General features: G+C 73.3%; 12 protein-coding genes and 2 pseudogenes. 7 read left to right on the plus strand and 7 right to left on the minus strand.

The annotated features are described in order from the left end of the window. Positions 1–11 precede the first annotated feature (11 nt). From ACTWO6_RS27305 to ACTWO6_RS27330, 6 genes are all read right to left on the minus strand, one after another. Positions 12–614: a GTP-binding protein gene (locus tag ACTWO6_RS27305; RefSeq protein WP_446216614.1), complete on the minus strand. Its 603-nt coding sequence runs from the start codon at positions 612–614 to the stop codon at positions 12–14. Then, positions 595–984, minus strand: coding sequence for a DUF742 domain-containing protein (locus ACTWO6_RS27310; protein ID WP_446216615.1), 390 nt, complete (start codon positions 982–984; stop codon positions 595–597). The genes ACTWO6_RS27305 and ACTWO6_RS27310 overlap by 20 nt, the downstream gene beginning before the upstream one ends. After that, positions 974–1396: a roadblock/LC7 domain-containing protein gene (locus ACTWO6_RS27315; RefSeq protein WP_446216616.1), complete on the minus strand. Its 423-nt coding sequence runs from the start codon at positions 1394–1396 to the stop codon at positions 974–976. The genes ACTWO6_RS27310 and ACTWO6_RS27315 overlap by 11 nt, the downstream gene beginning before the upstream one ends. Then, positions 1396–3738: a sensor histidine kinase gene (locus tag ACTWO6_RS27320; RefSeq protein WP_446216617.1), complete on the minus strand. Its 2343-nt coding sequence runs from the start codon at positions 3736–3738 to the stop codon at positions 1396–1398. The genes ACTWO6_RS27315 and ACTWO6_RS27320 overlap by 1 nt, the downstream gene beginning before the upstream one ends. A gap of 233 nt (positions 3739–3971) precedes the next feature. Beyond that, on the minus strand, positions 3972–5459 hold the full coding sequence (locus ACTWO6_RS27325; protein WP_446216618.1) for a catalase: 1488 nt from the start codon (positions 5457–5459) through the stop codon (positions 3972–3974). Then, the gene (locus ACTWO6_RS27330; RefSeq protein ID WP_446216619.1) at positions 5456–5884 is read right to left on the minus strand and encodes a Fur family transcriptional regulator; all 429 of its coding nucleotides are present in this window, start codon (positions 5882–5884) and stop codon (positions 5456–5458) included. Before ACTWO6_RS27330 ends, ACTWO6_RS27325 begins: the two co-directional genes overlap by 4 nt. Before the next feature lie 172 nt (positions 5885–6056). On the opposite strand from ACTWO6_RS27330, the gene ACTWO6_RS27335 reads away from it, so the two are divergent. The 5 genes and pseudogenes from ACTWO6_RS27335 (at position 6057) to ACTWO6_RS27355 (ending at position 8654) form a co-directional block, all read left to right on the plus strand. Then, entirely contained in the window at positions 6057–6650 is a 594-nt protein-coding gene (locus tag ACTWO6_RS27335) for a hypothetical protein (RefSeq protein WP_446216620.1), read from the plus strand. 13 nt (positions 6651–6663) lie between these two features. Further along, positions 6664–7692, plus strand: coding sequence for a hypothetical protein (locus ACTWO6_RS27340; protein WP_446216621.1), 1029 nt, complete (start codon positions 6664–6666; stop codon positions 7690–7692). 75 nt (positions 7693–7767) lie between these two features. Next, positions 7768–8040, plus strand: a pseudogene (locus tag ACTWO6_RS27345) (sodium:solute symporter family transporter); the annotation flags it as partial. After that, positions 8036–8209, plus strand: coding sequence for a hypothetical protein (locus tag ACTWO6_RS27350; RefSeq protein WP_446216622.1), 174 nt, complete (start codon positions 8036–8038; stop codon positions 8207–8209). The pseudogene ACTWO6_RS27345 and the gene ACTWO6_RS27350, both read left to right, overlap by 5 nt. A 73-nt stretch (positions 8210–8282) precedes the next feature. Then, entirely contained in the window at positions 8283–8654 is a 372-nt protein-coding gene (locus tag ACTWO6_RS27355; RefSeq protein ID WP_446216623.1) for a hypothetical protein, read from the plus strand. A gap of 202 nt (positions 8655–8856) precedes the next feature. On the opposite strand, the pseudogene ACTWO6_RS27360 reads toward ACTWO6_RS27355, so the two are convergent. Next, positions 8857–9110 (minus strand): annotated as a pseudogene (locus ACTWO6_RS27360) (glycoside hydrolase family 6 protein); the annotation flags it as partial. 516 nt (positions 9111–9626) lie between these two features. Here ACTWO6_RS27360 and ACTWO6_RS27365 point away from each other — a divergent pair. Then, entirely contained in the window at positions 9627–10247 is a 621-nt protein-coding gene (locus ACTWO6_RS27365) for a hypothetical protein (protein ID WP_446216624.1), read from the plus strand. After that, entirely contained in the window at positions 10234–10983 is a 750-nt protein-coding gene (locus tag ACTWO6_RS27370; protein ID WP_446216625.1) for a class F sortase, read from the plus strand. Before ACTWO6_RS27365 ends, ACTWO6_RS27370 begins: the two co-directional genes overlap by 14 nt. Positions 10984–10989 lie beyond the last annotated feature (6 nt).

The raw sequence follows: 10989 nt of genomic DNA on the forward strand, positions 1-10989 counted from the left end.
GCCCGCCGGGCTCAGGCCACCGGCACCGGCTCGCCGCGCTGCCTGGCGACGTGCTCGACCAGCGAGATCAGCACCAGCTTCCCGGACTGCCGGTCCCGGGCGTCGCAGAGCACCAACGGCACGTCCGGGTCGAGGTCGAGCGCGTCGCGCACCGACTCCAGGCTGAACCGGCGGGCCCCGTCGAAACAGTTCACCCCCACCACGAAGGGGATGCCGCGCTGCTCGAAGTAGTCGATCGAGGGGAAGCAGTCGGCCAACCGGCGGGTGTCCGCGAGCACCACCGCGCCGAGCGCCCCGAAGGCCAGCTCGTCCCAGAGGAACCAGAAGCGGTCCTGGCCCGGGGTGCCGAAGAGGTAGACCTGCAGGTCCTCGTTGATGGTGATCCGGCCGAAGTCCATCGCCACGGTGGTGGTCGACTTCTGCTCCACGCCGGAGAGGTCGTCGGTGCCGACCCCGGCCCCGGTCAGGACCTCCTCGGTCTGCAGCGGCCGGACCTCGCTCAACGCGCTCACCAGCGTCGTCTTGCCGGCCCCGAAGCCACCCGCGATGAGGATCTTCAGGGCCAGCGGGATCCGCTGACCGGACCCCTCCCGGTCATAGCGCACGGAGTCCACTGACCACCGCCTTGAGGATGTTGTCGTCGGGCAGGTGTGTGGCGGTCGGCGGCTGGTGCACCGCGACCAACCCGCGGGCGAGGAGGTCGCCGAGCAGCACGCGGACCACGCCGACGGCGAGGTCCAGGTCCGCGGCGAGGTCGGCCACCGCGACCGGCCGGCGGGCCAGCTCGACGAGGCGTCGGTGCTCCGGCTGCAACCCGGGGTGCCCGACGGCGTCGGCCGTCGGCGCGGCCAGCACGAACGCGACCAGGTCGAAGCCGTCGACCGCCGGCCGGACCCGGCCGCCGGTGAGGGTGTACGGGCGGACGACCGGACCGGCGGCGCCGTCCAGCCACTCGTGCTGCGGCCCCGGCGATTCAGCCCGCATCGGCGGCACCCGACGCCGTGCGGGCCGGGGCGGTGAGGTTCTCCCCGACCCGGATGACCAGCATCGCCATCTCGTACGCCACCAGGCCGATGTCGGCGTCGGCGGCGCTGACCACCGCCAGGCAGGCGCCCTGCCCGGCGGCCGTGACGAAGAGGTACGCGGTCTCCATCTCCACCACGGTCTGGCGGACCGCGCCGCCCGCCAGGTGCCGGGTAGCTCCCTTCGCCAGGCTGGAGAAGCCGGAGGCCAGGGCGCAGAGATGCTCCGCGTCGGTGCGGCTCAGCTCGGCCGAGGCGCCGAGCAGCAGCCCGTCCGCCGACAGCACCACCGCCTGGCGGGCGGCGGGCAGCCGCCCCACCAGCTCATCGAGCAACCAGTCGAGATCAACGTTCTGCCTCGTCGTGTGCACCACTAGGCGTCCCTCTCAGTTGCGGTCAGGGGTTCCGGGGCCGGCGCCGGCGGGGCGGACTCGGCCGCCCGATCGGGAGCGGCGTCGGCGGTCGGCGCGGTCGGGTTCGCGATCGCCCGGGCGCCGTCCCGGCGACCGCGGGCGGTGCCGGCCTGGAGCGCGGACATCTTCCGGCGGACCTCCTCCGGCGGCCGGTGGGCCGGGGTGTCGGTGACCGCCGGCCGGGGCCGTGCCACCGGTCCGCGGCGACGGACCCGGCGGGGCAGGCCGTCGCCGTCCTCGGCGGCCTCCACGGAGGAGCCGCGGCCGGCGGCGAACGGCAGCACCGGGGTGGCCGACTCGGGTCGTTCCCGGCCGGGCCGGGTGGCCCTGGGCCGGGGCAGGGCGTTGAGCCGGGTCACCTTGGCCATCCGGAGGTCGTCCCCCCTCGTCGCCCCGTCCCCCGGGCCGGTCGGTCCCACGGCCGGCTCGTCCGTGACCAGGTCGGCCGGGATGAGCACCACGGCGGTGGTCCCGCCGGGCACGGCCGGCCGGAGCTGGACCCGTACGCCGTGCCGGGCGGCGAGCCGGCCCACCACGAAGTGGCCGAGCCGGGCGCTGCCGGCCGGGTCGAACTCCGGTGACCGGGCCAGCTTGCGGTTGGCGTCCTCGAGGACCCGCGGTGACATGCCCAGCCCCCGGTCGGTGATCTCGACGGCGTACCCGTTCGGCACGGCCTGTCCGGAGACGTCGACCCGGGTGCCGGGCGGGGAGAAGACGGTGGCGTTCTCGATCAGCTCGGCGAGCAGGTGGATCACGTCGCCGACGGCCCGGCCCAGCACACCGGCCGGCTGCACCACGCCGACGTCCACCCGGTCGTACGACTCGACCTCGGAGATCGCGCCGCGGATCACGTCGACCGCGGCGACCGGGTTCCGCCAGCCCCGGCCGGGCGCCGCGCCGGCGAGAATGACCAGGTCCTCGGCGTGCCGCCGGAGCCGGGTGGCGAGGTGGTCGACCTGGAAGAGCCCGGCCAGCTCGTCCGGGTCCTCGGTGCGCCGCTCCAGCCGGTCCAGCAGCGCCAGTTGCCGGTGCACCAGCCCCTGGCTGCGTCGGGCGATGTTGAGGAAGACCTCGTTGAGCCCCCGGCGCAGGGTGACCTCGTCGACCGCGGCCTGGACGGCGGTCCGGCGTACCTCGTTGAAGGCGTGTCCCACCTGCCCGATCTCGTCGCCGCCGTGGTCCAGCTCGGGCGCCTCCCGGGCGACGTCGACCTCCTCGCCGCGGCGCAGCCGGGCGACCACGTCGGGCAGCCGGTGCTCGGCCATCTCCAAGGCGGCGGTGCGGACGCCGGTCAGCCGGCCGGCCAGCGACCGGCCGACCCGGAGCGCCACCAGGACGCAGACCACGATGGCGAGCAGGCCGAGCACTCCGGCGGCGGCGAGCCGGACCAGGATGCCCACGGCCATCGGCACCGAGCGTTCGGCCAGCTTGTCGGCCCCGCTCAGCTCGAACTCCCGCAGGCCCTGCTGGACCGCGGCCTGACTGGACTCCCAGGTGCGGACGTCGAGTTGGGGCGGCAGGCCGTCGGCGCCGATCAGCGCGTCCTGCAGGGCGCTCAGCCGGACGAAGGGCTCCCCCTCGGTCAACCGCCGGTACGCGGTCCGCTCCGCCGCGGGCAGGTCGGCCACCGCGGTCTCCGCCAGGAACCGCTGGTTGTCGATGGCCCGGACGAGCTGGTCGTGCTCGCCCGCGGCGAACCGGCCGGCGGCCAGCGCGCCGGCCAGCAGCGCGTCGGTCTGGTTGAGCAGTTCCCGGGAGCGGCCGAGCGCGGTGAGCGCCAGCGCCTGCCGGTTGAGCTCGGCGTCCGGGAGCGTGGCCATCGCGGAGAACGCCTGGAAGGCCGAGGAGATCATCCCGCTGTAGAGGCCCACCGCGCCGGCGCGGTCCACCTGCCGGGCGTCGATGAAGCCCCGACCGGCGGGCAGCGCGTCCAGCGCGGCGACCAGCTGGTCGAGCCGGGTGTCGAGGTGGTCGTCGGCGGCGTCGCGCAGGTCGTCCCCGGCCACCCGGCGGCGCAGCTCGGCGACGGCCCGGTCGGTACGCAGCCGCTGCTCGGCCAGGGCCGGCAGGGTGGTGTCATCGGCGAGCTGGACCACCGAGAGCCGGCGTTCCCGTTGCAGCTCGGCGACGACGGCCTCGCCGGGGCGGCCGAGGTCGTAGAGGAGGGTCCGGGCGGCGAGCAGGTCGAGGGCGGGGCCGAAGGTGAGCGTGGTGGCGAAGACCCAGAGCGCCAGCAGCGCGGTCACCGGGCCGATGACCAGCGCGGTCAGCTTGGCGCGGATCGGCCAGTCGCGGGTGTTCAATGAGACCTCGCCCGGAAGGTGTCGCAGGAGTGGCGCCAGCACCGGCCGGATGTGGTCCCGACGGCGGCGCCGGGCCCCGGCTCGGGCACCTTGGGCAGAATACGTAATCCCCGGCGGATGCACTACCGGCCGTCTCGCCGGTCACTACCGTCCGGGATGTTCCGCTGTGGACGCCGTTACGGCCGAGCGCCCCGCCGGACGGACCGGCGGGGCGCTCGTTGCCGGGGCGGGGATCAGGCGTTGACCGAGATGCCGAGACCCTCGGCGACCCGGCGGCCGTACTCCTCGTCGCACTGGCTGAAGTGCCAGACCATCTTCTCCTGGATGTGCTTGTCGCACTGGCCCAGCAGCGTGGTCAGGTTCTTCACCAGGTCGTCGCGCTCCCACTCGGGCATGGTGCGGAACCGCTCGCCGGCCTGGGTGTAGTTGTTCTGCCGCTCGATCGGGGCGCGCATGATCTGGCCGGAGACGTGCGGGCGGTACTCCCGGTAGGACTCGTCGGCCTCCCGCAGCCCGGCCACCGAGGACGGCTCGAAGTTGATGTGCGGGTTGCCGCCCCGGTTGTCCACTCCGTACGACATCTGGCCGCCGTCCTGGTTGGTGTTCACCTGGACGTCCTCCCGCACTGCGTTGATCGGCAGCTGGAGGTAGTTCGGGCCGACCCGGTAGCGCTGGGTGTCCGAGTAGGAGAACGTCCGGCCGACCAGCATCTTGTCGTCGGAGAAGTCCAGCCCGTCCACCAGCACGCCGGTGCCGAAGGCGATCTGCTCGTTCTCGTTGTGGAAGTTGGTGACGTTGCGGTTGAGCGTCATCACGCCGGCCGGGCGGAGCGGGAAGACGTCCTCCGGCCAGGTCTTGGTGTCGTCCAGCGGGTCGAAGTCCAGCTCCGGGTGCTCGTCGTCGCTCATGACCTGGACGTTGAGCTCCCACTGCGGGTACTCGCCGCGCTCGATCGCCTCGTACAGGTCCTTGGAGGCGTGGCCCAGCTCGGTGGCCTGGATGGCGGCGGCCTGCTCCTCGGTCAGCGACTCGATGCCCTGACGCGACTTCCAGTGGTACTTGACCAGGACGCCCTCGCCGGCGGCGTTCACCATCCGGTAGGTGTTCACCCCGAAGCCGTCCTGGGTCCGGTAGTTGGCCGGGATGCCGCGCGGGCTGAACAGCCAGGTGAGCATGTGCATCGACTCGGGGGTGTTCGACATGAAGTCGAAGATCCGGTTCGGCTCCTGGCGGAAGGTCACCGGGTCCGGCTTCAGCGAGTGGATCACGTCCGGGAACTTGATCGCGTCGCGGATGAAGAAGACCGGCAGGTTGTTGCCGACGAGGTCCCAGTTGCCGTCCTCGGTGCGGAACTTGACCGCGAAGCCGCGCGGGTCGCGGGTCGCCTCGGAGGAGTCCCGGCCGCCGATGACGGTGGAGAAGCGGACGGTCACCGGGGTCTTCTTGCCCTTGGTCTGGAAGAGCTTGGCCCTCGTATGAGTGGCGGCCGGCTCGTCGCCGATCGTCCCGTACGCCTCGAACTCGCCGTGCGCGACGAAGCCGCGGGCGTGCACCACCCGCTCGGGGATGCGCTCGCGGTCGAAGTGGCTGATCTTCTCGAGGAAGTGGTAGTTCTCCAGCGTCGCCGGGCCGCGTGAGCCGACCGTCCGCTGCTGCTGGTTGTTGTGGACCGGGTGGCCCTGACGGGTGGTGAGGATCGGCTTGCCGGCCTGGTCGCTCATCGCTCTCCTCCTGATAGGTGCTTGCAGTCGGGGCAGCGGCCCCAGTACGTGACCTCGGCGAACTCCACCGCGAAGGTGGCCGCCGGGGGGTCGAGACAGGGCCCGGGGGCGCGGGGACGGTCGGTGTCGGTGACCGACCCGCAGGCCCGGCAGACGAGGTGGTCGTGGTCGTCGCCGCTCAGCTCGTACCGGGCGGGGCCGCCGGCCGGGGCGATCCGGCGCAGCAGTCCCGCGCCGGTCAGGGCGTGCAGGACGTCGTAGACCGTCTGGCCGGAGACCCGCCCGAGGCGGGTCCGGCTGAGGCGGGTGATCGTGTCGGCGTCCAGGTGGGGCCGGTCGCGTACCGCCGCCAGCACCGCGAGGCGGGGCTGCGTCACGCGCAGCCCGGCCGCCCGGAGGCGTTCGGCGTCGGATTCGACCGGCATCACCACACCCAAGCGCGTTTTCTGGAACGAGTCAAGTTTTGGTGGCGGGTCGCCATGTGGGCCCCGCCATGCCCCGGCGAGGGTTTCCGGCCGGTGATCGACCAGGAAAGTGCGCCGAATCGGGATTGGCGATCAGTGGGCGGAGGGAATACCAGCGGGCGAAGGAGGAGCCATGTCGCCCACGCAGGTAATCGTCATTGTCATCGTGGTGTTGGTGCTCGCGGCGCTGGCCGCGGTCGCCGTGGTGGCCAGCCGCCGCCGCTCGCTCCGGCAGCGCTTCGGCCCCGAGTACGACCGGGTGGTCGCCGAGCGGGACAGCCGCAGCGCCGCCGAGCGGGAGCTGCGGGACCGGGAGCGCCGGCACGCCGAACTCGAACTCACCCCGCTGGACCCGGAGTCCCGGACCCGGTACACCACCGCCTGGGAAGACCTCCAGGTCCGCTTCATCGATTCCCCCGCCGAGACCGTCGGCGACGCCGACGAACTGGTCAGCCGGCTGATCGCCGAGCGTGGGTACCCCACCGGGGACTTCTCCGACCAGATCGCCCATCTCTCCGTCGAGCACGCCCGCACCCTGACCCACTACCGGGACGCCCACGAGATCCGGCTGCGCAACGAGCGCGGCGAGGCCACCACCGAGGAGCTCCGCCAGGCGGTCGTGCACTACCGGGCCCTCTTCGCCGATCTGCTCGGCGAGGACCCGGTCGGGCACCAGCCGCCCGCCCAGCGCCATCCCGACCACCCGCACGACGCCACGAGCCGCTGAGGAGGCTGCCGCGATGCGCCAGGAAGAGCAGCAGGTCACGCACGACCACCCCGAGGGCGTCCGGTCCGCGCCGGTCCCGGTGCCACCGCCGGGCGACCTCCCCGACGACGACCGGTCCGGGCCGGACCAGGTGGGCCGGGCCGACGTACCCGAGGACGCGCTGGACGACCGGGGCACCTTCGACGACCAGGCCGTGGTCGACGATCCCGACGACGACCGGCCCGACCTCGACCGACGCGCCCCGGACGCGACCGACGACGGCCGGGACGCCGCGGACCCGGACGAGACCCGTCCGTACGACCTGCGGGACGCCCGGGACGCGGACGCCGAGGCGGCCGACACCGACCGGGACGGCCGGCCCGAGTTCCACGACCCGGCGCCGCTGCCCACCGCCTTCGGCGCGACCACGGTCGGCGACGCGGTGGCCGCCTCGGCGATGGCCAGCGGCCGGCCGGAGGACGAGCGGGACCCGCGCGGCGAGGACACGGCCCGGCCGGGCGACGGCGCCCCGGGGCGGACCGACGCGTTCGACGACGAGCGGGCCGACCCGACGGCCGGCGACCGGCTGCACGACCCCGACCGGTGGGCGGCCGCGCATCCGGGCGACCGGGACGACGCGGTGGCCGCCGGCGCGGCTGGCTACGGCCGCACCGAGCCGACGATGGTCGACCCGGACGCCACCGCCGCGGCGGCCGGGGCCGGGGTGGCCGGCGCCGCCGCCGACGCGGGCCTGGCCGGGGCGGCCCGGCCGATGACGGACGCGGTGCCGGCGGAAGCCGCCACGCTCTTCGAGCCGGAGACCGCCCAGGGCTTCCGGGACCGCTGGCGGGACGTCCAGCTCCGCTTCGTGGACGACCCGCAGGCCGCGGTCGGCGAGGCGCAGTCGCTGGTCGAGGAGGCGATCGAGGCCCTCTCCACCGCGCTGCGCGCGCAGAAGACCAGGTTGGGCGGCTGGCAGGACTCCGGCTCGGCCGACACCGAGCAGCTCCGGATCGCCGTCCGCGGCTACCGGGACTTCCTGGACCGCGTCCTCGGTCGCTGACCGGCACACCTGGCGCCCCGGCCGGTCAACGGCCGGGGCGTCGCCGTTCCCGCTTCGGACTCCAAGGCATGAAATTCCACGTACCCGAAGCTGCTCGTCCCGGCGGTCACGTGATCCCCGGCCTGATCGCCCTGGTGACGGTGAAGGGGCTCGGCGCGGACTCCGGCGACCTGGTCTACAACAACGCGATCCCGCTGCTCATGCGCGACCTGCTGCCCAACCGGGGTGCTGGGGATCGCGGTGACCGGCCTGGTCGCGTCCTTCATGGCCGGCATGGCGGCCAACGTCAGCGGCTTCAACACGGTGTTCACCTACGACATCTGGGCACTTCGTCGCGTACGGGGTGATCGTCGGCCTGGTCGGGCTCTTCGACTCGCCGGCCGGGATCGACAAGGCCCGGGGGTGCGGATCAAACCTCTGGGGCGGGGCGATGCTCGTCTTCGGCCTGCTGATGCTCCTCTGGCAGTGGCTCAGCCCGGTCCGGCCGCCGACCACGGAGGAGGCCCGGGAGGGCTGACCTTCCCGGCATGGCCCGGTCCGGACGGGGTACGCGAGACGAGGGAACGCGTCTGGGACAGGAGGGCAGCACCATGACCGATCGGGACCGACCGCTGGAGGAGAGCCCGGAGGTGGCCGCCGCGGTGGACGACGAGAGCACCGTGCCGCAGCTGGCCACCGGGGGCGGCCCGGACCGGGACACCCCGGTCTTCGGCGAGCCGGGCAGCGTACCGTCCGGCGCCACCGAGGACCTGCTCGGCGACCCGTATGCGGCGGGGACCGGGGCCACCGGGACCGGCACCGGCGCGGGCGGGGACAACATCCGCACCGGCGCGGAGCAGCCGTGGGAGCCGGAGGACCTGGTGATGGCCCGGGGCCAGGACCTCACCCCGGAGAACCTGGAGCGCGCCCGCCGGGACCTGGCCGAGCTGGGCCGGGCGGCGATCGAGCGGACCGTTCCCTGAGCCCGTCCCCCGGGAGCGGGGCGGATCGGCCCGGACGAGGCACCCGGCGGGGGCCCTGGCCCGACCGGTGAACGGTCGGACCAGGGGCCGAGGGAACCTGCCGCGCCGGTGCCTCACTCCCGCCGCGGCGGGTAGGCCTGCCGGCTGCTCAGGAGAGCGGCGGGTAGGCGTTCTGCATGAGCTCCTGGAACTGGGCCGAGAATCAGGCGCCGGAGATCGGCGCGTTCGGCATGGCCCCGCTCATGCTGTTGCCGTTGCGGGCGTTGCCGGCGTAGGTCGGGTCGCGCATCCGGTCGACGCCCTTGCCCTCGTCGTTCGGGATGAGGGTGCTGGAGCCGTCCGACTCGCCCGGCGGCTTCACCCAGACGTACGCGTCGATGCCCGGCTCCGGGCTGGCCTGCGGACGCTCGCCGAGGCCGGCCCGGCCTGGTTGCGCCAGTTGGCGGCGTGGATCCGGGTTCACGTACCCCTGCACCCCGGCGGACGGGTTGTCCACCTTCTGCCCAGGCGGGGTCGTGGTGGGCGGCGGGGTGGTCGGCGGCGGCGTGGTGGGCGGAGGCGTCGTCGACGTGGTGCTGCGCCGCTGGCGAGCGAGCCGTTCCACGAGCCGTTCGTTGGGAGCGCTTCCATAGGAATGACTCGATGCCGTTCGCGCAGGGCACATGGGGGTGAACGGCCCGACAGGGTCGAGCTCGCCCAGGCCGGCGCGATCGGGGCAGGTCGGCGGCATGCGGCAGGGTCTGCCAGTCCACACGCTCGGCGCTCAGTGAGGGCGCAGCCGCCCGGGTGGCACGGAACGCCACCGGAGGTCCAGGAACACGGCCATAAGCCTCGTACCACTCCTATGCCGCGTTTCGCTCGTAGACTTTGAAACACGAATCTTTCCCCGGATAGCTCGCGAAACGTTCTAACGTCGGTCGTAGCTCGACTCTCGTCGGGCTCAGGACGAACAGGGATGGAGTGACGCAGGTCATGGGAAAGAAGATGCTCGGGAAGGTCGTTGCGGGTGCCGCTCTCGGCGGCGCGTCCCTGCTGCTGTTCTCGCCCGGGGCGGCGTACGCGGCCGGACACGCGTACACGGGCAACGTCGTCGCCAAGCCGCAGGTCAGTCTTCTTGAGTTCTGCCCTGAGGACCACGGGGACTGGGACCACAAGGACTGGGACCGCAAGGACCACGACGGCAAGGACCACGACCGCAAGGACGAGGACCGCGACAACAAGGACCACGACGGCAAGGACCGGGACCGCAAGGACGAGGACCGCAAGGACTGGAACGGCAACTCCGACGAGACCTGGCAATCGGAGTCCGGCCAGGGCGGGGGCATGGCCGACGACAAGTCGGACGAGGACCGCAACAACCGCGACAACAAGGACCACGACGGCAAGGACCGCGACCGCAAGGACGAGGACCGTCGGGACCACGACGACCGGGACCACTGCATGCCGCGTGGCCACGTCGACGGGGGTGACGGTGGGATGACCACCACCAGCCTCGACCGCGGCATGGCCGCCAGCGGGGTGGGCGCGATCGGCGCCGCCGCCCTGGGTGGCATGGTCCTGCTGCGTCGGCGTCGGGCCAATGACCTCGGCTGACACGACGGCGACACCGGCCGGCGGCCGTCACGGGAGACCGTGGCGCGCCGCCGGCGCGGCCGTCGTCGTCCTCCTCGCCATGGTGGGCGCCGGCATGATCGGCGCGTCCGTGCGGACCGTGCCGCCGCCCCGCCCACCCCAGCCGCTGGCCCAGGCCGGGCCCGCCGACCCCAGCACCACCGCCCCCGCCACCGTCGACGGCAGCCAGGCCGCCGATCAGGTCTCCGTCGCAGAGGAGGCGACGGACGCGCCGGACCCGAACATCGCCCCCGCCGGTCTGGACCGGTCGAACCCGACGACCATCTCGATCCCCCGGATCGGGGTGAACGCCGAGATCATGTCGCTCGGCACCAACCCCGACGGCACGGTCCAGGTGCCCCCGCTGGACCAGGCCCAGCGGGCCGGCTGGTACTCCCCCGGCCCCAGCCCGGGTGAGGTCGGCAACGCGGTCATCGTCGGCCACGTCGACTCGGCCAAGCTCGGGCCGGCCGTCTTCTTCAACCTCGGCTCGCTCAAGCCGGGGGACACCATCACGGTCGCCCGCGAGGACGGCGGGAGCGTCACCTTCACCGTCGACGAGGTGAAGTCGTACCCGAAGACGGCGTTCCCGACGGAGCTGGTCTACGGGCCCGGCGACAAGCCGGCCCTGCGGGTGGTGACCTGCGGCGGGGTCTTCGACCAGAGCGCCGGCAGCTACCTGAACAACATCATCGTCCTCGCCACCATGACGCAGTGACGCGGA

The organism is Micromonospora sp. IBHARD004, from assembly GCF_052814115.1.